The 25,551-nt window shown below is 57.3% G+C and carries 17 protein-coding genes; 3 read left to right on the forward strand and 14 right to left on the reverse strand.

The genetic code is table 11. The annotated features are described in order from the left end of the window. Nucleotides 1-46: 46 nt before the first annotated feature. The 8 genes from DA373_RS01835 to DA373_RS01870 all read right to left on the reverse strand — a co-directional run bounded on the left by DA373_RS01835 (nt 47) and on the right by DA373_RS01870 (nt 10,313). A complete protein-coding gene (locus tag DA373_RS01835; protein WP_107850660.1) occupies nt 47-1,417 on the reverse strand; it encodes a sodium-dependent transporter in 1,371 nt (456 codons plus the stop codon). Nucleotides 1,418-1,555: 138 nt separating this feature from the next. Beyond that, entirely contained in the window at nt 1,556-2,635 is a 1,080-nt protein-coding gene (hppD, locus tag DA373_RS01840; protein WP_107850661.1) for a 4-hydroxyphenylpyruvate dioxygenase, read from the reverse strand. A 330-nt stretch (nt 2,636-2,965) separates the two neighbouring features. Next, nucleotides 2,966-3,973, reverse strand: coding sequence for an ABC transporter ATP-binding protein (locus DA373_RS01845; RefSeq protein ID WP_107850662.1), 1,008 nt, complete (start codon nt 3,971-3,973; stop codon nt 2,966-2,968). After that, the gene (locus DA373_RS01850; RefSeq protein ID WP_232821165.1) at nt 3,973-4,971 is read right to left on the reverse strand and encodes an ABC transporter ATP-binding protein; all 999 of its coding nucleotides are present in this window, start codon (nt 4,969-4,971) and stop codon (nt 3,973-3,975) included. The genes DA373_RS01845 and DA373_RS01850 overlap by 1 nt, the downstream gene beginning before the upstream one ends. A gap of 10 nt (nt 4,972-4,981) precedes the next feature. Further along, complete coding sequence (locus DA373_RS01855) at nt 4,982-5,968, reverse strand: ABC transporter permease (protein ID WP_232821166.1); 987 nt, start codon at nt 5,966-5,968, stop codon at nt 4,982-4,984. A 29-nt stretch (nt 5,969-5,997) separates the two neighbouring features. Continuing rightward, nucleotides 5,998-6,966 carry an ABC transporter permease gene (locus tag DA373_RS01860; RefSeq protein ID WP_198650205.1) on the reverse strand — a complete coding sequence of 323 codons (969 nt, stop codon included), beginning with the start codon at nt 6,964-6,966 and terminating at the stop codon, nt 5,998-6,000. Nucleotides 6,967-7,037: 71 nt separating this feature from the next. Next, on the reverse strand, nt 7,038-8,636 hold the full coding sequence (locus DA373_RS01865; protein WP_198650206.1) for an ABC transporter substrate-binding protein: 1,599 nt from the start codon (nt 8,634-8,636) through the stop codon (nt 7,038-7,040). 81 nt (nt 8,637-8,717) lie between these two features. After that, on the reverse strand, nt 8,718-10,313 hold the full coding sequence (locus tag DA373_RS01870; protein WP_198650207.1) for an ABC transporter substrate-binding protein: 1,596 nt from the start codon (nt 10,311-10,313) through the stop codon (nt 8,718-8,720). 280 nt (nt 10,314-10,593) lie between these two features. On the opposite strand from DA373_RS01870, the gene DA373_RS01875 reads away from it, so the two are divergent. The 3 genes from DA373_RS01875 to DA373_RS01885 are packed head-to-tail and all read left to right on the forward strand — an operon-like array spanning nt 10,594 to nt 14,167. Beyond that, nucleotides 10,594-11,799 carry an amidohydrolase family protein gene (locus tag DA373_RS01875; protein ID WP_107850665.1) on the forward strand — a complete coding sequence of 402 codons (1,206 nt, stop codon included), beginning with the start codon at nt 10,594-10,596 and terminating at the stop codon, nt 11,797-11,799. A 56-nt stretch (nt 11,800-11,855) separates the two neighbouring features. Further along, nucleotides 11,856-13,328 carry a chlorohydrolase family protein gene (locus DA373_RS01880; protein ID WP_198650208.1) on the forward strand — a complete coding sequence of 491 codons (1,473 nt, stop codon included), beginning with the start codon at nt 11,856-11,858 and terminating at the stop codon, nt 13,326-13,328. A 59-nt stretch (nt 13,329-13,387) separates the two neighbouring features. Beyond that, entirely contained in the window at nt 13,388-14,167 is a 780-nt protein-coding gene (locus tag DA373_RS01885; protein WP_107850666.1) for an ABC transporter substrate-binding protein, read from the forward strand. Between the two features lie 27 nt (nt 14,168-14,194). Here DA373_RS01885 and DA373_RS01890 read toward each other — a convergent pair whose 3' ends face one another. The 6 genes from DA373_RS01890 to DA373_RS01920 all read right to left on the reverse strand — a co-directional run bounded on the left by DA373_RS01890 (nt 14,195) and on the right by DA373_RS01920 (nt 25,436). Continuing rightward, nucleotides 14,195-14,890 (reverse strand): GntR family transcriptional regulator, encoded by a 696-nt coding sequence (locus DA373_RS01890; RefSeq protein ID WP_198650209.1) that lies wholly within the window; start codon nt 14,888-14,890, stop codon nt 14,195-14,197. 147 nt (nt 14,891-15,037) lie between these two features. Next, nucleotides 15,038-17,800 carry a hypothetical protein gene (locus DA373_RS16260; protein ID WP_157953671.1) on the reverse strand — a complete coding sequence of 921 codons (2,763 nt, stop codon included), beginning with the start codon at nt 17,798-17,800 and terminating at the stop codon, nt 15,038-15,040. Nucleotides 17,801-17,918: 118 nt separating this feature from the next. Continuing rightward, entirely contained in the window at nt 17,919-21,989 is a 4,071-nt protein-coding gene (locus DA373_RS01905; RefSeq protein WP_157953672.1) for a peptidoglycan-binding domain-containing protein, read from the reverse strand. A gap of 23 nt (nt 21,990-22,012) precedes the next feature. After that, a complete protein-coding gene (locus tag DA373_RS01910; RefSeq protein ID WP_107850671.1) occupies nt 22,013-22,873 on the reverse strand; it encodes an SH3 domain-containing protein in 861 nt (286 codons plus the stop codon). 121 nt (nt 22,874-22,994) lie between these two features. Beyond that, the gene (locus DA373_RS01915) at nt 22,995-25,001 is read right to left on the reverse strand and encodes a UvrD-helicase domain-containing protein (RefSeq protein ID WP_107850672.1); all 2,007 of its coding nucleotides are present in this window, start codon (nt 24,999-25,001) and stop codon (nt 22,995-22,997) included. A 9-nt stretch (nt 25,002-25,010) separates the two neighbouring features. Then, nucleotides 25,011-25,436 carry an Lrp/AsnC family transcriptional regulator gene (locus tag DA373_RS01920; RefSeq protein WP_107850673.1) on the reverse strand — a complete coding sequence of 142 codons (426 nt, stop codon included), beginning with the start codon at nt 25,434-25,436 and terminating at the stop codon, nt 25,011-25,013. Nucleotides 25,437-25,551 lie beyond the last annotated feature (115 nt).

A 25,551-nucleotide genomic window follows, 5' to 3' on the forward strand; every position in this document is an offset into this window, starting at 1 on the left:
GGCTTGCCCGGTTGAAGCCAGGCAAGCCCTGTAGCAGTGAAGAGCGTTATTTCAGGTTGAAGTAAAACACGATCAGCAGGGCGACGGGCGTGAGGTAGCGCACCACCGGATACCACACCCGGTGCCAGCCGCCCAGCTCGGCGGCGGAGTGGGCCGGCTTCATTTTCCAGCCCACAAACAGGGCGGTAAAGAGCGCGCCCAGGGGCATCATGATATTGGCGGTGAGGTAGTCGTACAGATCAAACAGCGTCTTGCCTTCAAAGCGCGCGAACATGTCCAGCGGGGTAAAGCCGGACCATTCGTTAAGCGACAGCACGGTAGTAATGCCCACCAGCCAGGCCACCAGGCCGCCGCCCACCGCCGCCTTCATCCGGCTTACCCCCTTTTCGTTCAGGTAGCTGACCAGGGACTCCAGCATGGAGATGGACGAGCTCCAGGCCGCAAACAGCAGCAGCACGAAGAACAGGGTGGCGAAGAAGCCGCCGCCGGGCATCTGGCCAAAGGACACCGGCAGGGTCACAAAGATCAGCCCCGGCCCCGCGCCGGCTTCAAGGCCATTGGCGAACACGATGGGGAAAATCGCCAGCCCCGCCAGCAGGGCCACGCCGGTGTCCATGATCGCCACCACCACGGAGGTGCGGGCAATGGAGACGTCCTTTTTCAGGTAGGCACCGTAGGCCATCATGGCGCCGCTGGCCAGGCTCAGGGTAAAGAAGGCATGGCCCAGGGCCACCAGCACCGCTTCGGCGGTGAGGGCGGAGAAGTCGGGTGTAAACAGGAAGGCGGCCGCTTCACCGAAATGGCCGGTGGTCATGGCATAACCCACCAGGATCAGCAGCAACACAAAAAGCGCCGGCATCAGTTTGGTCACCGCCCGCTCCAGGCCGTGGCGCACACCGCCGGCGGAGACCAGTACCGTCAGTCCCATAAACACCGAGTGCCACAACAGCAGCTGGCCCGGTGAGGCCAGCAGGCCTTCAAACAGGCCGCCCGATTGCTCGGCGCTGATGTTGCTCAGCTCGCCGCTGGCCGCCGACACAATATAGGGCATGGTCCAGCCGGCGATCACGCTGTAAAACGACAGGATCAAAAAGGCCGCCAGGGTGGCCATAAAGCCGACGCCCACCCAGCTGCGGCTGCGCCCTTCACTGGCCGCCACCTGCGCCATGGTGCCGATGGGGCTTTTGCCGCCGCGCCGGCCCAGCATGACTTCCGCCATCATCAGCGGCAGGCCGATCACGGCGATACAGGCCAGATACACCAGCACAAAGGCGCCGCCGCCGTTTTCGCCGGTGATATAGGGAAACTTCCAGATATTGCCAAGGCCGACCGCCGAGCCGACCGCCGCCATAATAAAGGCAAACCGGCTGGACCACTGGGCCGGACGCGCGCCGGCCCCCTGCACATTGTTACTCACACCCACTCCGTTATGTCTTCGGTCTGTTATTGGTTATCAGCCACCCCGGACACAGGTGTAAAGAATAGCTGACAGCATGTCCTGCTATTTTGCCAGCTTGCGCTCAAATAAAAAACGGGTGGGATTAAAAATGGGAGATTAATCCGCCTTCAGTACCCCTCTGCGTATCTGATCTTCCTCAATGGATTCAAAAAGCGCCTGAAAATTGCCCTCGCCAAAGCCCTCGTTACCCTTGCGCTGAATGATTTCAAAGAAGATGGGGCCTATCACTGTGTCGGTGAAAATCTGCAGCAGCAGCCCTTGGCCTTCGCTGGGCGCGCCGTCCATCAGAATGCGGTTTTGCTGCAGCCGGGCCGAATCCTCACCGTGACCGGGCAGACGCTCGTCCAGGCGCTCGTAGTAGGTGTCGGGGGTATCCATAAAACTCATGCCACCGGCACGCAGCTGCTCCACGGTGCGGTAGATGTCGTCGGTGCCCAAAGCGATATGCTGAATGCCCTCGCCCTTGTACTGGCGCAGAAATTCCTCGATCTGGCTGTGTTCGTCCGAGGATTCGTTGATGGGAATGCGGATCTTGCCACAGGGGCTGGTCATGGCCCGGGAGCGCAGCCCGGTGAGTTTGCCCTCGATATCGAAGTAGCGGATTTCCCGAAAGTTGAACAGCCGCTGGTAAAAGCCGGCCCAGATGTCCATATGGCCCCGGGCCACATTGTGGGTAAGGTGATCGATATAGGTCAGCCCCACCCCTTCAGGATGGCGCTCTACACCCTCGACCGGCCGAAAGTCCACATCATAAATGCTGTGATCGCCGTATCTGTCCACCAGATAAATCAGCGAGCCGCCGATGCCCTCAATGGCGGGGATCTGCAGCTCCATGGGGCCGGCGCCGGAGGGCACCACTTTGGCGCCATCGGCCTGCAACCGTTTCAGGGCAACGGCCGCGTCTTTCACCCTGAACGCCATGGCATTGGCACAGGGGCCGTGGCTTTTGGCAAACTGCGCCGCCTGGCTGTCGGGCTCTGCATTGAGAATAAAGTTGATGTCCCCCTGGCGATACAGGGTCACATTTTTGCTGCGATGGCGGGACACCGCCACAAAACCGAGACGCTCAAACAGCTGCGCCAGCCGCTCGGGCTCGGTGGAGGCATATTCCACAAATTCAAAGCCGTCGGTACCCAGCGGGTTCTCCCACAGGCCTTTGTGATTGTTTGCTGCCATGATGCCCTCCTTATACCAATCGGATTAAACATTTACTCACTCTGTATCCGATCTGTAGGCGCCGCTTCAGCTGGCGCAAACCTGCAGACCACTGCGTCTTAAAGGCCTGTTGCACAGGCCCTGCCGACTAAAGTGGCAGCTACAGCAGGACCTGAAGCGATCGCTTGCTTAATGTAATTGGTATTACTCCCGGCTGCCGCGCCCTTAAGTATAAAAGCGGGGGACGTGTGCAGACTGGAGGTGGATGGAGCAGGTGTAAAGAAAGAATGACAGGAGTGAGAGAAGGCAGGGCCGGCCGAGCCGGCCCTGTTACGTCCGAAACGCCGCTGATCAGCTAATGGACAGAGGATAGTGGCAGGAGACCTGCTGGGTTTCGCTGATATTCTGCGTGGCCGGTGAGGTCTGTTTGCACTTGTCGGTGGCAAAGGCACAGCGGGGATGGAAGGCACAACCCGAGGGCGGTGAAATAGGGTTGGGCACTTCACCGGTCACCGGGGTCCGCTCCTTGTGGATCACATCCATGCTGGGAATGGCGTCCATCAGCATGCGGGTGTAGGGGTGGCGGGGGCGGTTGAATACCTCTTCCACCGTGCCCACTTCCACCAGCCGGCCCAGATACATGATGCCGACCCGATCCGAGAAGTGGGACACCACCGACATGTCATGGCTGATAAACAGGTAGGTCAGCCCCAGCTCCTCCTGCAGATCCTTCATCAGGTTGAGCACCTGGGCCTGCACCGACACATCCAGCGCCGAGGTGGGCTCATCACACACCAGGAACTCGGGCTCGCCGGCCAGGGCCCGGGCAATGGAGATACGCTGGCGCTGGCCTCCCGAGAACTCATGGGGAAACTTGTCCATGTCCGAGGCCGCCAGACCCACCTGCTCCAGCAGCTGGCCCACCCGCCGGCGTCCCTCTTCCCGGCTCTTGATCATGCCAAACAGCACCAGCGGCTCGGCGATAATGCGATCCACCTTCCAGCGCGGGTTGAGGCTGGCAAAGGGATCCTGAAAGATCATCTGGCAACGGCGGCGAATATACTGACGCTGCTCACGGCTGGCTTCTGCCAGCACTGTGCCTTCATAGCTGATTTCACCGTCCGTGGGCTGATACAGACCCGACAACAGTCGCGCTACCGTCGACTTGCCGCAACCGGATTCACCCACCAGGCTGAAGGTCTCGCCCCGGCGAATGCTGAAGTCGATGCCCCGCACCGCGTGCACATAGGTTTTGTCTTCCCGGTTCAGCAGCCGGTGCATCAAGGGCTTGGAGATATCGAACTTGATATGCAGGTCGCGTACCTCCAGCAGACCTCTTTCTTCGATCATTTCGCTCATCACACCAGCTCCTCTTCCATGACTTTCAGACAGGCGACCCGGGAGTCACCCACCGTTTTCAGCACCGGCTCAGACTGCCGGCATTCGGCACTGCTGTTGGGGCAGCGCGGATTGAAGGCACATCCCTGGGGAATGGCGTTAAGCCGGGGCATGGAGCCCGGGATCTGCGACAGCCTGGGCTCGCGCACGCCAATCCGGGGAATGGAGCCCATCAGCCCGGCGGTATAGGGATGGCTGGGGGACTTGAGCACCGCCTCCACCGGGCCGATCTCCACCAGCCGGCCCGCATACATCACCGCCACCCGGTCACAGATCTCGGCGATTACCCCCATGTCGTGGGTCACCAGCATTACCGAGGCATTGTGCTGCTTGCACAGCCGGCGCAGCAGCTGCAGCACCTGGGCCTGCACCGACACATCCAGCGCCGTGGTGGGCTCGTCGGCGATGATCACCCTGGGCTCCACACAAAGTGCCAGGGCGATCACGATGCGCTGGCGCATGCCCCCGGAAAACTGGTGCGGATACTGATCAATACGCTGCTCCGCCGCCGGTATGCCCACTTCCTTCATCAGATCCAGCGCCTTCTGCCGGGCCTGATCATAAGACAGTGGCAGGTGGGTCTGAATGGTTTCAATCAGCTGCTTGCCCACCGTCAGCACCGGGTTAAGGCTGGTCAGCGGATCCTGAAAGATGGCGCCGACTTCCTTGCCCCGCAGCAGCCGGCGCTGCTCTTCCGGCAGGTTGTCGATGCGCTTGCCATGCAGGCGGATTTCGCCGCTGGCGATGCGTCCCGGCGCTTCCAGCAGGCCGGTGATGGCCGAGCCGGTCAGCGACTTGCCGGCACCGGATTCCCCCACCACGCCCAGGATCTCGCCCTGGCGCATCTCGAACGACACATTCTGAATCGCCTTCAGGTTGCCCTTGCGGTGCATAAACTCAATGCACAGGTCATCAACTTCCAGGATCACCTCACCGCGGTTATTGTTTGCCTTGTCCATGGTCTTCTCCTTAACGCAGCTTGGGATTGAGGGCATCGCGCAGCCAGTCACCCACCAGGTTGACCGACAGGGCCAGTATCACCAGCACCAGAGACGGGAACAGCACCACCCACCACTGGCCCGAGAACAGGTATTTGTTGCCTTCGTTGATCAGGGTACCGAGCGAAGGCTGATGCGGCGGCATGCCCACACCGAGGAAGGACAGCGTCGCTTCGGTCAGCACCGCCAGCGCCAGATGCAGGGTCGCCAGCACCAGTACCGGGCTGAGCACGTTGGGCAGAATATGCTGGAACATGATGCGCATGTTGTTGCTGCCCATTACCTTGGCGGCCTGCACATATTCCTTGTTGCCTTCCAGCAGGGTGCAGCCCCGCACGGTACGGGCGTACTGCATCCAGCCGGTCAGGGTGATGGAAATCACTATGATGTACACCGCCATCTGATCATGCATCTCCTGGGGCAGCAGGCCGCGGGCGGCACCGCTCACCAGCAGGGCAAACATGATGGTGGGAAAGCTGAGCATGGCGTCGGCCAGGCGCATGATCAGGGCGTCGACCATGCCGCCGAAGTAACCGCTGATCACACCCAGGGTCACCCCCAGCGCCATGGCGCAGAGCACACTGATAAAGCCGACGATCAGCGATACCTGCAGGCCGTAGAGGATCAGTGAATACACATCCCGGCCCTGAATGTCGGTGCCCAGCCAGAAGCGGGCCTCACCGCCTTCCACCCAGGACGGCGGCAGCTCGGAGTCCATCAGGTCAAAGGCGGCCAGGTCGAAGGGATCGTAATGGGCCAGCAGGGAAGCGCCGATGCCGGCGAACAGCAGCAGCAGCAGCACCGCACTGGCGAACACCGTCAGCCGTGAAGTGCGGAAGTTGTAGGCGATGTCGCTGTCCCAGGCGGCCAGCAGCCGTTGCCACAGTTTCTGCAGCCCCCCGGTACGGGAGCCGGTGGAGGCGGACGGCGCCGCCTTGGTCATGTTGTTAATTGCCATAAGTTACCTCGTCCTTGGGGTGCCAGCGATCACGCATTTTTCATGCGCGGATCAATCACGCGATAAAGGATATCGACCAGGGTATTGATGCAGATAAAGATCAGGGAGATAAACACCAGATAAGCGGAGATCACCGGAATATCTACATAGTTCACCGCCTGAATAAACAGCAGCCCCATGCCCGGCCACTGGAACACCGTTTCGGTGACCACGGCGAAGGCGATCAGGCCGCCGATCTGCAGGCCGATAATGGTGATCACCGGCAGCAGGGAATTGCGCAGGGCATGCACATAGTTGATGCTGCGCTGGCGGATGCCCCTGGCCTTGGCGAACTTGATGTAATCGGTGCGCAGCACTTCCTTCATCTCGCTGCGTACCAGACGCATGACCATGGTGATCATAAACAAGGCCAGTGACAGCGCCGGCAGAATAATCGAGGCCCAGCCCGACTGACTGAACAGACCGCTGCTCCACCAGCCAAACTCCACTATGTCACCCCGGCCGTGGGAAGGCAGCCAGCCCAGCCACACCGAGAACACGATGATCAGCACGATGCCGGCAATAAAGCTGGGCAGCGACACCCCGATCAGGGAAATGGTCTGCACCAGGCTGGTCAGCCACTTGTTGCGCGACAGCGACACCCAGACCCCGGCGGGCAGGCCCACCAGCAGGGAAATGACCACCGCCACAAATACCAGCTCTAGGGTAGCGGGCAGCCGCTCCATGATCAGGTTGAGCACATCCATCTTGTTGTAATAGGAAATCCCGAAATCACCCTGAGCGATATTGCCGACAAAGCGGCCGTACTGGGTGATGACACTGTCATTCAGACCCAGCTCTTCCCGCAGCTGATCCCGCTCCAGCTGGGTGGCGCTCTCCGGCAGCATGCCGTCGATGGGATCCCCCACAAACTGGAACATGGTGAAGGCGATCAGCGCCACCGTCAGCATCAGGCCGCAAGCCTGGATCAATCTCTGTATGATAAAAGCCAACATCATCTCACTCCTTTGATTTGCAATTGCAAAGCCACTCCCGCAACCGGCTCCCGTCATACAGAAGCCGAAAAGGGTTAACTCTCCTTGATGCTCGCGTACCAGAGCCGCACTACATTGTCGGAGTTCTGGGTAATCTCCAGCTTGCTGGACGCCACCCAGGCGACGGGTTCAAAGTGCAGGGGAATAAACGGCAGATCCTGCTGGGCCAGGGCAAGGGCATCGCTCATCAGCTGCACACGGGCGGCCTGGTCCAGCTCGGAGGCGGACTGCTCTATCAGCCGGTCCACTTCCTGGTTGTGGTAACGGGGAATATTAAAGGCGCCGTAGATGCCGCCATCTCTGGAGTGCACCAGTTGCTGATTGATGCTGTAGGCGTCATACAGCGGCAGGTTGGCCCAGCCGAGCACCGCCACATCGGTGCGGCCGTTGTCGCGGATCTGGGAATACACACTGCGGGTATGCACATTCAGCTCGCTCTTCACTCCGATCTTGGACCAGTAGCGCTGCACCGCCTGACACCACTGCTCCGCATTCAGGTAAGCACCCTGCACACAGTCAAAGGCCAGTGTGAACCCATCCGGGTAACCGGCCTCGGCCAGCAGCGCCCTGGCTTGTTTGGGATCATAGGGAAGGGTGATGGCGCGCTCTGCGTCATAACCGGCAATGGCCGGGGCCACATAGGTGTTGGCCACTTCGGTCATGCCACGCATGATCTTCTTGACGATGGCTTCCCGGTCAATGGCCATGTGCAGGGCCTGGCGTACCCGCAAGTCCTGCAGCGGGTTCTTGCCGTCCACGTTGCCCGCATTGAGCTCGTCGGCCATGTTCAGCGACAGGTAATCCACCCGCAACGAGGGGCGTACCTTGACGTCTATGTTCTTTTCCCGCTCCAGCCGGGGCAGATCCTGCAGGGGCACGTCATTGACCAGATCAAACTCTCCGGACAACACCCCCGCCAGCCGGGTGGCATCGGACGACACCGGCTGGAACACAATGCGATCGATATTGTGCTTCACCTCTCCGGCCCGCCACCAGTGCTCGTTTTTGACCAGCACCATCTCCGCATCGCGGCGGCGGCTTTCCAGAATAAAGGGGCCGGTGCCGTTGGCGTGATTGGTGGCATAACCTTCGGTGCCCTTGCTCATGCTGGTGGGCTCGGTGGCCTTGTGCTGTTCCAGCCACTCCTTGTCCATCATCAGTACGCCGGACAGCTCATTGAGGGCGATGGGCGACTTGCCATTGAGGCGAATGTCCACCGTGTACTCGTCTACCTTGACGGCATCCCTGATGGAAGACGCATTGCCGCGAATGCCTGAGTCGGGGTGGGTCACCCGGGCGATGGAGGCCACCACATCATCGGCATTGAAGGCATTGCCATTGTGAAAACGAATGCCCTGGTGCAGATAAAAGCGCAGTGTGGTGTCGTCCAGCTGCTCCCAGCGGGTGGCCAGGGTCGGCTCCAGCTTCAGCTCGTTGTTCCACTGCACCAGCCCTTCGTAGATATGATTCTGAAAGCTCAGGGCATGGGTTGACGCAAAGGCATAAGGATCCAGGGTGGGAATATCCGCCTGCTGGGCCCAGCGCACCACGTTTTCAGCCTGAGCCTGCTGCGCAGCCGCCAGCGAACAGCCGGCCACCACCAGACAGGCAGCCATGCTCGGTAGTTTTGCCATGGTTTATCCTTGTTATTTTGGTATTGGTCGAGAATCTTGTGTGCCGGCCACCCCTGGTTCAGCGGGTGGCCGGCAAAGGAATCAGCTTTCCTCGAGGCTGGCGTACCAGAGCCGCACCACGTTGTCGGGGTTCTGGGTAATACTCAGCTTGTCGGAGGTCGCCCAGGCCATGGGCTCAAAGTGCATGGGCAGGAACGGCAGCTCCTGCTGGGCCGTGGCCAGCACTTCTTCCATCAGCCCGGTGCGGGCCTGCTGATCCTGCTCGGAGGAAGACTGTTCAATCAGCTTGTCGATGGTTTCATTCCGGTAGCGGGGAATGTTGAAGGCACCGTAAATGCCGCCATCCTTGGAGTGCAGCATCTGCTGGTTGATGCTGTAGGCGTCATACAGCGGCAGGTTGGCCCAGCCCAGCACCGCCACATCGGTGCGACCGTTATCGCGGATCTGGGAATAGACGCTGCGGGTATGCATGTTCAGGTTGGTATCCACACCAACCTTGGACCAGTAGCGCTGCACCGCCTGACACCACTGCTCCGCATTCAGGTAATAGCCCTGCTCGCAGTCAAAGGCCAGCCGGAAACCATCCGGATAACCGGCTTCGGCCAGCAGCGCCTTGGCTTGCTTGGGATCATAGCCATGGCTGATGGCCTTCTCGGCATCGTAGCCGGCGATGGCCGGGGCCACATAGGTGTTGGCCACCTCGGTCATGCCGCGCATGATCTTTTTGACGATGGCGTCCCGGTCTATGGCCATGTGCAGGGCCTGGCGCACCCGCTGATCCTGCAGCGGGTTTTTACCGTCCACATTACCCGCGTTGAGCTCGTCATTCATGTTCAGGGTCAGGAACATCACCCGCAGCGAGGGCCGCACCTTGACGTCGATGCCTTTTTCACGCTCCAGCCGGGGCAAGTCCTGCAGGGGAATGTCGCTGACCAGATCAAACTCGCCGGACAGCATGCCCGCCAGACGGGTAGACTCGGACGCTACCGGTTTGAACACAATGCGGTCGATATTGTGCTTGGCCTGTTCGGCCTGCCACCAGTTCTCGTTTTTGACCAGCACCATTTCCGCATCGCGGCGGCGGCTTTCCAGAATAAAGGGACCGGTGCCATTGGTGTGGTTGGTGGCGTAGCCTTCGGTGCCCTTGCTCATGCTGGTGGGCTCGGTGGCCTTGTGCTCTTCCAGCCACTCCTTGTCCATCATCAGAATGCCGGTGAGCTCGTTGAGGGCAATGGGTGACTTGCCATTCAGGCGAATATCCACCGTGTAGTCGTCCACCTTGACGGCGTCCTTGATGGAAGAGGCATTGCCGCGAATGCCCGAATCCGGGTGGGTCACCCGGGCGATGGACGCTACCACGTCGTCGGCATTAAAGCCGTTGCCATTGTGAAAGCGGACATCTTCCCGCAGATAGAAGCGCAGGGTGGTTTCGTCCACCTGCTCCCAGCGGGTAGCCAGCGCCGGCGACATTTCCAGCTGCTCGTTCCACTGCACCAGGCCTTCATAGATATGGTTCTGGAACGCCAGCGCCGGGGTGGACGCAAAAGCATAGGGGTCAAGGGTGGGTATGTCGCCCTGCTGAGCCCAGCGCACCACGTTTTCGGCCTGGGCCTGCTGCGCCAGCAGAGTACAGGATGCCGCCATCAGGCAGGCGGTAAGCGTCTTCATCTTCATCATCAGTTTCCTTCCCTGTAAGTAAACACACCGATCAAACCCGGCTGTCTGGCCGTATCCGACGGCATTGCAACAACTGAAGCACCTATATCCAACCGCAAAACAGACGAAAAGTAAACGAAATGCTAACACTTTTTTTACTAATTATTTACTTTGTGACGTGAGAGTGCTAACAATCTGAGAAGGAAGTTAAGAAGGTATATCCATGAGATGGTGAGCGATTCGCTACGCACTCAAACAACCACAGAGCATGCGCCCCCGGTAGGGCCAGTTGGGAGAAACCATGAAGTCCACATTGATCAAAAACGTGCGCCTGCACGGGCAGACAGGCAGTCAGGATATTCTTATTGAGCAGGGACAGATCACCCGTATTGGCCGTGCGCTTTCGGCGCCTGCCCATGCAGACCCATCCAATGCAAACATAGTGGAAGGCCATCACCGCCTGGCCCTGCCCGGCTTTATCGACGGTCACGCCCATATCGACAAGTCCCTCTGGGGCATGGACTGGTATGAAAATCAGGTGCCCCGGGAGCTGCCGGCCATTATTGAAAACGAACGCCATTTTCGCCGCCATAACGACTTCGACTCCCGTCAGCAGTCCGAGCGCATTGCCCGCCAGGCCATCCGCCTGGGCACTACCCATATCCGCACCCATATCGATGTGGATACCGAAATCGGCCTCAAACACATGGAAGGGGTGCTGGCCACCAAAGAAAAGCTGGCCGGCCAGGTGTACATAGAGACGGTCTGCTTTCCCCAGAGCGGCCTGCTGGGCCGGCCAGGCACCCTGGCCTTGATGGACGAGGCGCTCAAACTGGGTGCCGATTACGTGGGCGGCATTGACCCCTCCAGCTTTGAGCGCAACCCGGTGGCCCATATTGATGCGGTGTTCGATCTGGCCTGCCGTCATGGCAAGGGCATTGACCTGCACCTGCATGAGGCCGGGGATCTGGGCGCCTTTTCCGTGGAGCTGATAACGGAGCGCACCCTTGCCCTGGGCCTGCAGGGCAAGGTGACCATCAGTCACGCCTTCTGTCTGGGCGAAGTGGATGCCGGCTATCAGGACAGACTGATCGAGGGACTGGCCCGGGCCGATATCGCCATTGCCACCACGGCCCCCGCCAACCGCGCTGTGCCCCCCTATGAAAAACTGCGCGCCGCCGGCATTCGGGTAACCGCCGGCAACGACGGCATTCGCGACACCTGGAGCCCCTATGGCAATGCCGACATGCTGCAGCGGGCCATGCTGATGGGCCTGAAATACCGCTGGCGTCAGGACAGGGAGCTGGATCAGGCGCTGCATGCCATTACTCAGGGCGGCGCCGAGGTGATGGGCCTTGCCAACTATGGCCTGGCGGAAGGCTGCCAGGCCGATCTGGTATTGCTGGATGCCAGAGTGCCAGCCGAAGCCATTGTTGAACCGCCCAGGGATCGCACCGTGTTCAAGGCCGGCACCATGGTGGCCGATCGGGGCGAGTGCCTGTTCTGAGCCCGTTTGTTCAATCACATTCTGCCCGTATGCGGGCACCGAGGAGCACAATACGAATGAAAACCACCAAAATCACCGCCAGGTACATTGTCGGCTTTCAGGATGGCGGCCACCATATTTACGAAGACGGCGAGCTGGTCTACCGCGGCGACACCGTGCTGTTTGTGGGCCACGACTATCAGGAACCGGTGGACGAAACCCTGGACATGGGCAACGCCCTGGTCGGCCCCGGCTTTATCGATCTGGATGCAGTCTCGGATCTGGACTCCACCGTGCTGGCCTTTGATCATCAGCCCGGCTGGAAAAAGGGCCGCCTGCCCGCCAGCGACTGGCAACGGCGGGAGACCTACAGCGACGCCCAGCTCGACTTCAACAAGCGCTATGCCTTCAGCCAGCTGCTGCTTAACGGCATTACCACCATAGCGCCCATCACTTCCATTCTGTACCGGGAATGGGCGGAAACCGCCGACGAGTTTCACCGGGCCGCCGAGATCGCCACCAGCCTGGGCGTGCGCGCCTACCTGGGGCCGGCCTATATGTCCGGCTACGGCGTGGTGAACCCGGATGGCAGCTTTGACATGCGCTTTGACGAGCAGAAGGGGCTAAAGGGGCTGGAAGAGGCGGTGCGCTACATAGAGCAGCTGGATCAGTATGGCGATACCATCAGGGGCATGCTGGCGCCGGATCGCATTGAGGGCTGCACCCCGGAGCTGCTGCGCCAGACCGCCAGCGCCATGCGTGCGCTGGACTGCCCGGTGCGGCTGCACAGCTGTCAGGGGCAATTTGAGCTGGACATGGTGCATGAGCTGCACAATGGCATGTCATCGGTAGAGCTGATGGCCGAAAACGGCCTGCTGGATCACCGCCTGCTGCTGCCTCATCTGCAATACCTGGGCGGCAAGCACAGCACACCGGAAAAGGTGGAGCGGGAGCTGGCCCTGCTGGGTCAGGCCGGAGCCAATGCGGTGATCTGCCCCATCGTGGCCGGTCGCCACAGCAAGTATTTCCATGGCGTGCGCCAGTTCCAGCAGGCCGGCATCAACCTCAGTCTGGGCACGGATACCTTTCCGCCGGACATGATCCAAAACATGCACATCGGCACCATTCTGAGCCGGGTGGAAAGCAACGACATCACCGCCGCCTCCGCCGCCGATTACTACAACATGGCCACCCTGGGCGGCGCCCGGGCGCTGGGACGGGAGGACATAGGTCGTCTGTGCCCGGGCTCCAAAGCCGATATCATGGTGTTCGACTTCGACAGCATCCATACCGGTCAGGTATTCGATCCCATCACCACCATGGTGATCAACGGCAACGGCCGGGACGTGAAAGGGGTGATCGTCAATGGTGACAAGGTGGTATGGGACGGCAAGCTGGTGAAGTCCGGACTGGATCTGCAGCAACTGCACCAGCAGGCCCAGCAACAGTTCCAAGGCTTTATCGCCAGCTACCCGGAGCGCTGCCACCAGCATCCGCCGCTGGCCGAGATCTTTCCGCCCAGCTTTCCCTTGAGCAAGCGAACCCGGTAAAGGGCCGCCATCAAGCGGCCAATACGATGGAATCGAAGAAAATGGAAAGGAAACTCGACATGAAAAAAACATTGTACGCCAGCTGGCTGCTGGGTGCCGCCATGCTCACCTCGCCGGCGATTGCCGAACAGAAAGAAACCGTCCGGTTTGGCGTGGAGGGGGCCTATCCCCCCTTCTCCTATACCCAGCAGGACGGTACTCTGGCAGGATTCGATATCGATCTGGCCCATGCCCTGTGCCAGGAAATGGCAGTCAAATGCAAGCTGGTCGCCCAGGACTGGGACGGCATCATTCCCGGCCTGCTGGCACGCAAATACGATGCCATCATTGCGGCCATGGCCATTACCGATGAGCGCAAACGGGTGATTGACTTTACCGACAAGTATTCAAGAGTGCCGAATCGTTTCGTTATGCCCGCCGACTCTGCTTTTGAAATTAAAGCGGAAAATCTCAAGGACAAGAAAATCGGTGTTCAGCGAGCGACCACCCACGATAAATATCTCACCGACAACTATGGCGAGGATCTCCGGATCATTCGTTATGGCAGCACCGATGAAGCCTACCTGGATCTTCGTTCAGGCCGGGTTGATGCTGTGTTCTCCGATGTGCTGGCCATTCAGGAAGGCTTTATGAAGCGGGCTGGTGGAGAGGACTTCGTCATGCAAGGGCCGCTTGTCACCGACTCTCGCTGGTTTGGAGAAGGCTCGGGCATTGCCGTTCGCAAGCAGGATACCCGTCTTAAAGAGCGGCTGAACCAGGCCATACTGGCTCTGCGCCAAAACGGTGAGTATCAGAAAATCAACGCCAGGTACTTCGACTTCGATATCTACGGAGAATAAACAGGTGTAAGGATGGAGACCGGCTTATCAGGCCGGTCTTTGCTCAGAGAACAGCGCCATAAAATCCAGGCTCTGCTCTTCTTTTTCGCTCAGGTCCAGATTGGATTCCAGGTGCGTAAGATGTTGCTTCATTAAGCGTACGGCCTCGTCCACCTCACCAGCGGCCAGCAGATCAACCAGCCGGCCATGTTCGCTGCAATGAGAATTATGCTCCTGACTGTCCTTCTGGTACATGCTGACAATCAGCGAGCAGCGCGCCAGCAGCCGCTCCAGCATCTCCAGCAACACCTGATTATCGGTAATGCGTGCCAGCTCAAGATGAAAGCGAGCGGCCAGCTGCACCGCCGCCGAGCGCCGGCCCTCGTTGACCGCCTGTCTTTCTTCTTCGATCAATGCCCTGAGTGAAGCAATACCGGCCTTGTCGATCCGCTTCGCGGCCAGCACCACTGCCTCGGCTTCCAGCAGCCGGCGCACCACAAAAACATCCGTTGCTTCCTTCTGGCTGGGGCAGGCCACCATGGCGCCCTTGTTGACCACCATGCTCACCAGCCCCTGATGGCTCAGTTCCAGCAGGGCATCACGTATATGGTTGCGGTTGGCCTGCAGGGCCTCGGCCAGTTTAAGCTCCACCAGGCGGGTGCCCGGCGCCAGCCGCTGCTCAACAATGGCGCGGCCAACGGCGTCGACAATACGACGGATTTCCTTCTTTTTTGCTGTGGTCAAGGGCGCTTCTCGCACTCCACGTCACTGTGTAGGGTGTGGAAATGTTAACAAATGATGGAAAAAGTTCCTATCCTGCATCTTGATATGCAGACCCATAGACAGCGTGACCAAGTGCAAAAACGCCACTCAATGCATGGCTTAAACGGGTTAAGGTACTACCTCTAACCGGACTCTGCGAAGAGGAGTAAACATCCAGCCACCACGCAAAGCCATAAAGCGCCCCTGACTGACTTCGCCTGAAGCCATTAAATCTCCCAGCATGGTGTCTCTGGTGTAGGGACTGCTGGTTTCAAAGGCCATCACATAATCACATACATACCCGGCCTGCCCTCTACCGTCTGCACAGCCCAGTTTTTCAAAACGCGTGATACGTGCACTCACCGACTGCCCATGACCGGCCGCCATAATGGTCAGGCAACTCATGGCCCTTAAAGGATCGTTCTGAAAGTCTCCTCTTTGGCAGCGCTCGTACTGGCTTTGCAAATTGCTGTTGACCTGATCAAATTTCGCTTTTACAGCAAAGAACATCTCTTCTGCACTGGGCGAACCGGGTGTCTGCTCTGTTGAATGGTCAACCAGCCCTACCGCACGCAATTCCAGTTTTTCGGTGGCATTCCTGACTGCCATTGCCAATGGCGTTGTTCCCATCAGATCCTGCTCATCGACATAACGCAGTGCAACACGACGAATCATCCTTTCGGGGCTGCCATCTCCCGGCTTGACCTCCAGGAGCGTGGCATTGATTGCGCTCTGAATCTGATCGTTTTCAATCATGACTCTGCGCCGTTTGTCCAGTGCAGGAATGATGTCGAAATCAATGCCTTGTTTAATCGCAAGCGGAAGATTATTTCTGAGTTGGCCAAGTCGCCGCTGGTGATGAGTCAAGGCAGCCAGAGACTCCAGTGATATACTGTTTTCAGCAAGATCCTTCTGCGCCTGCAGCAATAATGGCTTCAGGATCTGTGAGGCCTTATCACTGGCCAACTGGGTTAATCTTTGTTGTAAATCTGCGGGAAGGCGCAGTACTTCGGCTTCGTCATAAAACATTTTCAGCCGCACCAGGGTTGAGTCATCCTGCACCATGCCGGGAATACCGTCTACACGCTGCATAAATTCAGCCAGTGTAATTGAGCGCCGCTTATCACGGATCATGCGGGTTATCTTTTCAAGATCTGAAGGATTCAGCTCAGTCTTTCGCCTGAGTAATTCCCGCTCAATGATATTAATCGGTGCCAGTGAAGCCCGCTTATCATTCAGTGATAATATCTCGGCCAGCTTTTCTTTCAGCCACAGCGCGGTCTGTTCGCGGTTCATTATTTGTGCCTGCAACCGGTCATATTCAAAGTCGCGTTCAAAAACACCGGCCAACTTGAATGGGCGCGGGTCATTCACTCGCCGTGAACAACTCTGGGCCAGCTTGTAAATGGTCATACGCTCCACCTCTGTGGTCAACATCAAGGGAAGCCCGAATACCGGTTCAAATACTGCATCATCCATCAGCGGTAACGCGGCAATCTGCATGTCAGTTCCTGTCATTCTGCTGAGTTTATCCTCAGAGCCAAAAGGACTTGCCCAGTCAACCAGAACCTGACACTGCTGATCGAGAGAATGCACCTGCGCCAGTGTGCCACTCAAACTACCTAAAGGAACCGCCGGTGCTTCGCCACGATGAACGGCAGCAAGGGCTTCGCCCTGCAATGGCAAAAGCTGAAAGGTATTATCCTGATGATGCCGGTTGCGGCGTGTAACATTCAGCACCTGATTTCCATCAAGCTCCAACAATATAACAAAAGGATCGCGTGAGTAACGTTTGGGAAGATTGCGGAAGCGCCCCTCGGCCCGATCAGCTCCCAGTGGAACATAAGCGATTTTCCCATCGGCCAGTGTGGTCAGCGGCTGCAACCGATAAACATAACGATCTTGCTGAACGGGTGGCTTGTCCATCGGTGCCGAGGCGGTATAAATCCCAACCGGCACATGATTATCAGAGGCCACCAGGGACAGGGTTATTTGTGTTGCATTGGGCAATTCGCTCACCCACTCTGAAGCAGGTAAATTTTGCCGCGGAGTTCTGCGATCAATATAACCAGCCCAGGCGCCTTCAATTGCCTCTTCATGGGTACTCGGAGGCACAGCGTCACCACTACGCCGCAGACTGATGCTATTGCAGTGATAGTTAGCCGGCAGACCTTCCACCTGACCCGAGAGCCGGTCGCCAATGAGCGACATGCTGAGATCAACGCCGAAACGCCCCTTGGTCAGCCACATGCGATGACCAAGAAAAAGGTGTCCGCCAGGCTCCGCCTGACCAGATGTAAGCCCATGGAGCCGAACAACTTCCTTACGCTGTGGCCAGTCAATAAAGTAACTGCCAATCAACTCATTACCATGTTGAAACAGTGTCAACCGATATGGCCACTGAGCATCATTTTTACAGCTGATACTGCCTTCCCAGACTCCTTGCCAGCTTCCCCCGCTGGCTGGTGTGATGCTGACTTGAGCAGGCAGAAAGGAGGGGGCATCATCACGCTGAGCCGAAAAGTTACCGCAGCCTCCTCTGATTTTTCCTTCGATGTAAAAGCCATTACTGTGAAGTTTTCCATCAAAGCCAAGAGCTGTATAGCCTTCTGGTCGCTTAATCCACTCTCGTGGAGTAAAGCGAAACTCCTTCGATGCTTTATCAAAGCGCCCTAATACCCGAAAAGCGCCCTCCTCATTGACCGTGCCTGGAACGGAAAAACGAAACTCTCCTTTCAGTAGTCCACTCTGCTCATTATCAGGATCATCAATAAGCAATGAAAACGGGTTATCAGAAATGGAACCACAGTCGTAAGTTCCTGCCCAGCGACCTGTCAGCTCGCTTGCCGAGGCCGCCCTGACGAATAATAGGGCACATGCCAGTGCCAGCAAGCACCACACAGAGCAAACCAAAACAAGCCGATTAAATAAAAGTAGCCCACACCGGATAACTGACATAACATTTACTCCACATCGGTTATTTCGAAAAAGTAAGCAGTGTGTATCAGTATCAAAAAGCGATACTGCTCGCCTCCTCTCCCTCGGATGATGCTTCACTTAGCAACTCATCACTACGCTCGTAACTTTCCGAGAATAACTTGGCATAACGACGCTGATCATGCAGCCAGATCACTATTTCGTCATGGTCCTGAGTAGGGTTGGAATAACGGGTCTGCCTAGTTGGTGTTACCGGGTTCAGGGGCTGAGCAATACTGGCTCCCAGCATCAGCGGACAAAAACTTTGCTGCCCGTACATTTGACTTATCTCATCATCACTTCCAATAAATCTGAAGTGACTCGTGGCTATATCAGGGTACCGATGCTGACCAATCGAGCTGGGTGGATTAGCCTGTTTATCGCCATCCAGCCAGAAACTTTCATTACGTACCGTAATTCCCTGACAGCTCTGAGTGGGCTGGTGTTCAGCCCAGATAAAATCAAGCCCACTACGCCCAAAGTTATTGGTGGGACGAGAAAACACCGGTGCTCCATAGCGCTGCTCCAGAGACGACTTAATTTCAATCAGATTAAGGCTTTTTGGAGAAAAACGCATTTGCCGGCGAATGGCTACCACCTTATCAGATGCCGCCGGGGGCTCATCAAACAGGGTGATCATTTCCTGTTCGTCCTCGGAAACATACATTCGACCAGAGCTGTAAGGTTCCAATTTTCCTGCCAGAGTGGTGGTCTGGTGCACACGATCTGCAACCAGTATGCGTCCTACCTTCATGTGTTTTCGGATGAGCTTCTCAGCATCATCAAAGCTCATTCCCAGATCAATACCCAGTATATCCAGTGCTTGATTTGACTCCGGAACCGGTGCCGACAACAGGGCTACCGGTAAAGGTAGCGGCCTGACGAGTTCAAGCTCAGCATGCACCTCACCAGTATCGCGTTCGACCAGCCGGGCTGCCAGGGTGCTGGCTTCAAACAACAGGGTATGAGACGGATTGGACACCGGCTTTGGTGGAATAGATAACTGCAACCCAAAACGCTGTGCAAAGGGCTGTGCCTCACGCAGGGCTTCATTCCAGGAAGTATCCGGCCAGACCTCGGGGACTTTGGCACCGGTTGGCTGCAGCTCAATCTCCAGCACCAGACCACTGCTTACTTTTCGGTGCTCGGCTTTCAGCACCGGCAGGCGGTCAATGCGGAGCAAATCTCGATAATAAATAGCCTTGTTACCGGCACCCTGCTTAAGCGCCTGCCCTATTGCTCGACAGTAAGGATCTTCATAACCATTACATTCAGCACGAGGTCCGTTACCACGGTTAGCAATAAAATCAGGGCTGTACTGCAAGTTACGCAACCACAATACCGAATCTGAGCGCGACCAGGCGGCATCCAGAAAATCACATAGTCTGAGCTGCATGCTCAAGCTTTCAGTCAGCGCTTCGCCACGCTCCTTGCTTCGCCGTGCCTGATCACAGGTAATACGGTGAGACTGATTACCATAAACCTCGTTCTGTGCCACGCCATTATCGAAACGGAGCCTTACGGTGAATCGCTCGGGCAACTGCGCAATGCGTTTCATACTCCATGCTTTAAACTCGGCCAGCCGCTCCGTCAGTTGAGCCGGTGCAGGCGGCTGAGAAAAGTCGGTGAAAAAACGTCCACCAGGAACAGGTGCCGGGGCTGCTTTCTCATAACTGAAACGACTGAGCATCATGCGCCTGAGCATGGCGTCATCTACTGTGTCCGGCAAATATTTCAACTGCAGCAGGTCAGCCACCTCGGCAGAAAACGGTTGCGGACTATCGGTTTTCGCTGGCTTAACTACAGCGGGTCCGGAAGATACCGGCTCTGTGGGCATAACCTCAAAGGTGATTGATGCAAGCGACTGCCTCTGTTGGCCAACAGTTTTGACAAAAGCTTTCGCTGACCTGGGTACAGCTTCAATCACAATCAAAGGCGTGCCGGATGAGGCTCTCTCAAGACGAATACTGCCCACCTCAAGGCTGGCGGCCAGTGTCAGAAAATCTTCCTTCTCTGTCGTCTTTGGTGCCAGCACAAGGGTATATGTGTCTCTTGGCTCAGGCAGTACCAGCACCAGTTCTACTTCCTCATCAAGTCCGAAAACCTGCCCCTTCCCCCAGCGGCGCGGGATAACCAGACGGTCTTCAGACACCTGCAAACGCCTGGAGAATTCCTCGTACTTTTTCACATTGCTGGTGCCGGGCTTGGCAAACACAAAAACCTGACTGCCATTCTCCTTGCCTGTCAGGTAGCCTCTGCTCGCATGATGGGTCTCAATCCACAGAGTGTCCGGCAACGCTGCTGCCCGGGCCCGGGTCCACTCGGAAAAATTGGTAATCAGCCATGAAGGCACTACCGCATCGCGATCTCGCAAGGCCAACGTTAAATCCGGAGGAAAGAATGCAGCCCAGGGAGTAGGCGGCTCACCTCGCTTCACTCTTTCCCGCTGAATGGCTTCCTCATGCATACGGCCCCTTATCCACTGACGAATTCCATTGCCAACCAGATCAAGCTGTTCATTAGCCAATAGCAACAAACCGAGTGTATCCGGGTTGTCTGCGTATACCTCACCGCCAGGAGTTGCAGACACCGTCTCCAGGGAAGGAAGTGGCAATGGTTCAAGGCGAAGGAAGGACGCTGATAAATTACTGTCTGGACGAAATAGCTGTACTCCTTCAACGCTTACCTCAAAACGATAAGACTTTCCACGTCTGGAAGCTGGCAACGCCTTTATTCCTGTAAGCATGGCTTCAACACCGTAAATATACCTATCCTCCACACCAAAGCTTGCTGGATCATAATGACGCCGTGCAGGTGGAGTGTATTCCAAATATGTTTTCTTATAACCCTTAGCCTCTTTAACTGGAACAGGAATTTCATCAGGAAGGCGGTACAGTGGCAAGGGAGCCGATATGGTAATATCATCAAGTGTTGCATCAACCCTCCCACTTCGCCCCAAGTGCACAGCATTACAAAAAGAAGAAGCAGAGTGCATAGGAAAAACTTCCTTATTGAAATCATATTCTTTAAATGCTGTATGGCATACTAAAAAAATGGGAAGAGGTAGTAGTGGCGTTCGTGCGCTTAACATTGCCGGAACTTCTTCTCTGATTATTTTTAACAGTGCGCGGCGCTCAAACTCATCAAGCCCTCTTCCACCGTAAGAAACCAAATCTTTACCAATCACTTTATTCGGTGAAACCCCGGCTCTTCTGGAAACTTGCTCCTGTTCCATCTCATCCAAAAGCTGGAAGTATCCAAAGGCTCTGCTGTCTTTATCAAGTAATGAAGGCTCCAGCTTCAACGCCATCAGCAGACCGGCTTTCCCCAGCCACTCAGAAGCTAAATCAGGAACCAGTTCTCTGTATACTCCCCGACCTTTGGCCAGAAGCCTGCCTTCACGAACTGGCAGTTTTTTTGGCAATGCTTTGGAAATCTTAATGGCCGGTGGCGTGTTCACAACCGATGTAGCTACATCAGTTGATGAATCATGTTCATTGGAATATCGCAGACTGGCAAGCAGATTATCATTCACCTCACGAGTCTGTGGCATATCGTTGTCGCGCAGAAAATCGCGAATGGCATTACGGGTACGGCTGCCCATAATGCCATCGGCAGGACCGGGCTGATACCCCAGACGGGCAAGTAACTGCTGGGCTTCTTTAATTTTCTGGCGTTTGGTAAGCTGTGGTGAAACCGATGAGGCAGAGTCAGAATAAGGCGGTGTGCTGTCGGCAGCCAGCTCAATACTCTTAAACTTGCCATCTGCATACTGCATCCAGCGAGCCACGATTGAGCCGTTAATATAACCGGTTAACCGTAATACCTGCAGTTGTGGACACTCAAAGCTCAGTATTTTCCGGACGCCTCCTGCCAGCAGCTGAAGATCACGATCTGACGCCGTCAATGATGTCCGAGAAGGCGCACTGATCTTTACATTTATGGTAGTGCCGCACCAGTTTTCAGCATCCGTGGTGGCTTGCATATCACCAAAGCTAGCTACGTTACGCTCAGCGGCGGTGGCTGGTACAGAGAAAATAAAAGCAAGCAGTATAAATGTGCGAATTAGGACGCAACAGAATAAAGAGTGATTTACCGCTTTCATAATCATTACTCTTTTTAATGATGTCAGGCATCTTCAATCACATAACCATCCGGCCCTTCGCAAATGCGAATACGATCTTCCGTTACCGAACCATCGGGCTGAGTCACTTTGGTGGTATTAAGGCTGCAGGTACGATTGGCATCGACCATCACGGTATCACCAGCAGTAGCTGATGCAGTAGCTGATGCAGTAGCTGATGCAGTAGCTGGTGGAGCCTGCTGCTCGGCGGGAGCCGCTTTAAGAAGCTGAGTAGCAACAAAGCCATTGGCAGCACCATCCTCGGAAATCAGGTACCAGTTTTTGTTTTGTACCTTTCCGATAACATGAACCCGCTGCCCTGCACTTAAGCCGCCCACACTACGATAGTCGGTACCCGGTCCGCCACGCACATTACTACCGGCCGTCGCGATATAAGTAGAGCCAATAAGATCAATAGGGGGCATTTGATCAATGCGATCTTTTTTAACCCGGACAGGAACCTGCTCACGTGCGGTAGTACGCTGAGTAACTTCGGTTCGTCCTGTTACGCCAGTTTCAGGATCCCGCCATACCTGAGGTTGGCCGGTTTCAAGTGCCCGCGTATTGGCCTGCGCCAACTGCTGCTGACCCGAGCGGCTGAGCTGACGGGCAATTTCACGACCAATAAAGGCCCCGGCAATGGCCCCCGCTCCCGAGGCCAGAAGCCGGCCACGGCCACTGCCAATTTGCGAACCGATCAATGCACCGGTAGCGCCACCAATAAGGCTGCCAAAGGCATCGCTTCCGGTAAAACCTCCGTCACCTGTGGAGCCGCACCCCAGCAAGCTGACAACAAGCACCACTACGCCGGCTGTTCTGAATGTTTTGATATTTAGGTAAGGAAGCTGTGAGTTTTTATCGTTCATGGCGGTGCTCTCTTTTCTGCCGCTGGTTACACAAAGATAGTAACTGCTCAAAAAACAGACAAACCATAAACAACTTATCACCAGCTGTTCAGCTAGCCAGAATAACAAGGTCAGACCAAAGTCACCCCTGCCACCGGCTCACGCCCGAATAGCCCCCTTCCAGCAGCTCCTTTACAAAAGGCGACGGCAGTTGCTTGTCGGCAAGCAGGAACACCTGCTTCCGGGCGCGGGTCAGGCCCACGTAAAACAGCCGGCGCTCTTCGGCGTGGGGAAAGTCTTCTTCGGCAGGCAGCAGGGCGTCGAGCAGTGAGGCCTGCTTTTTTTCCGGCGGAAAACCGTAGCTGCCCCGGCTCAGGCCCAGCAGGATCACACAGTCGCTTTCCTTGCCCTTGGCGCCGTGCAGGGTCTGGGCATCAATTTTCAGTCCGGCAAAACGCTTGCGCCAGCCCGCCAGCAGACCGTCGTCGGGCAGGCTGAAACGAAAGCGGGACAGCAAATACACGGAGGCATTGGGCCGCTGAGTGGCAATCTGTCCCAGCAGCCGGGCCACCACATCCATGGACTCATCGTCGGCCACCGGCAGCACATGCACGCAGGGGCCGTCGCTGCGCTCAAGGGTGCTCAGAGACTTGGGCAGCTGCTGCGGGTTGCGGGTCACAAAACGGCTGGCGACCTGCTCTATCACATTGTTAAAGCGAAAGGTGGTGTCGAGGGCGGTGATGGCGGTGGCGCCAAAAAAGCCGGCAAAACCGGTGGTGAGTGACACATCGGCCCCGCTGAAGCGGTAAATGGCCTGCCAGTCGTCACCCACACAAAACAGCGACAACCCGGGAGCGGCATTGCGCAGCGCCAGCAGCAGTCCGGCCCTGTCTTGAGAGATATCCTGAAACTCGTCCACCAGCACATGGCGCCAGGGCACCACAAAGCGACCGCTGCGCACCAGGGCGGTGGCCTGCTCTATCATGTCGTCGAAGTCGATTTCACCGGACTCGCGCAAATGCTGCTGATAGCGGTGCAAAAGCGGCCGCACCAGCGCCAGCTGTGCTTCCTGCTCCGCAGACACAGGATCCGGCTCGCCATGGCACTTGAGCGCCGCCACCAGGGGCGACCACTCCCGGGCCAGACGGGCAAAGTCCGGCGCAGGCACGGTCTGAAAACGGTGCTGACGCAGCCAGGCCAGCAAGGGCACACCATAACTGTCATCCTCCGCCAGTTGCTCCAGCCAGCGGGCAAAGGTGCGTTGTTTGGCCTGCTCGTTCCGGGCAAGCTCACTCAACGCCGGCGCACCCCCGGTGGCCCGAGTAATGATACTCAGCCCCAGGGCGTGAAAGGTGCTCACCTGCACTTTGGCGCTTTCAGGCCGGCGGGCCAGCCGCTCGCGCATTTCCGTCGCCGCCTCATTGCCAAAGGCCAGCAGCAGCAGCTCGTGTGCCTCGGCCTGGCCGGATGCCAGCAAAAAGGCGGTGCGCGCCGCCATCACACTGGTTTTGCCACAGCCGGCCCCGGCCAGCACCAGATTGTGATCCTCATCGGTGACGCAGGCCAGGCGCTGGGCTGCCGTGAGCGGATGAGCTTCCAGAGTATCAAACAGCGGCTGGTATTCCTGCTGGGCCTGCTCGCAGTATTCCTTCAGGCACTGCTCGCGCCAGTGGTCGTCAGCCTGCTGCAGGGTAGCCACCAGCTCAAAGGCGGCCCGGGCGCGGTCGTTCAAGCCCTCGGGCAAGGCCAGCTCAGGCCAGTGCACCGGCTCCTGCTCCAGCCAGCCCTGCAGTTGCTGCCAGCGTGAAGCTCGCAGATAGCCTGCTTCCAGCAGCGCCAGACAGCGCTCGGCCAGAGGCACCACCCGGGCGGCATGGTGCTCAAACCAGCCCAGTTCCAGCCGTTGCTGCACGGCTTCTGCCCGGGCCTGAGGCAGCCAGGCACACACCAGTTGCCCCTGACGACAGTCAAGCACCAGCTGGCGGAACAGCCGGCCGTGCTCAAGGAACGGCGGCGCCAGCAACTCGTTCCACGCCAGCGCATGCCGCTCGCGCTTCAGGTGCAGTACCGGCCCGCTTTCCGTGGGCTCTACCGCCACAAAGGGGTGATTAAACAGCTGGCCCAGCCAGTGGGCCTTGCAGATGGGCATAATAACGCCTCAGGACAGGGTGTTGATCACCTCGCCCAGTATCATGTGGGTGCGCACCGTTTTGATATGGGGAGTGTGCTCAATAATATGGCGAATGGCGTCGAGCCGCTCCATGGACTCCGCCTCCACGTACACCAGCATATCGGTCTCGCCGCTGATGGTATAGCACAGCTTGATCTCGGGCACGGCGCGCAGAGACTCGGCATATTGCTCGCACTGGCGCACATGGTAACAAAGGGCAAAATAGGCCCGCACCAGCCCCTGGGGCCGGCCCAGCCGGGCATGATAGCCCCTGATGATACCCCGCTCCTCCAGGCTTTTGATGCGCTCCGACACCGCCGAGCGGGACAGGCTCACCTCACGGGCAATGCTGGCCACCGCCATGCGGGCGTTTTCCGTTAACAAAGACAGGATTTTACGGTCGAACTTGTCCACTGCTACTTCATCTCCACGCTGCCGGACAAACGTCGGGCAAAAGCGACGTTTCGCCGAATGAAAGCGTCATAGTGCCGAGTCTGATTGTTATTGTGTGGCGGTAATATATCAGAAT

It is taken from the genome of Oceanimonas marisflavi (assembly GCF_003049725.1).
Taxonomy (GTDB): Bacteria; Pseudomonadota; Gammaproteobacteria; order Enterobacterales; family Aeromonadaceae; genus Oceanimonas; species Oceanimonas marisflavi.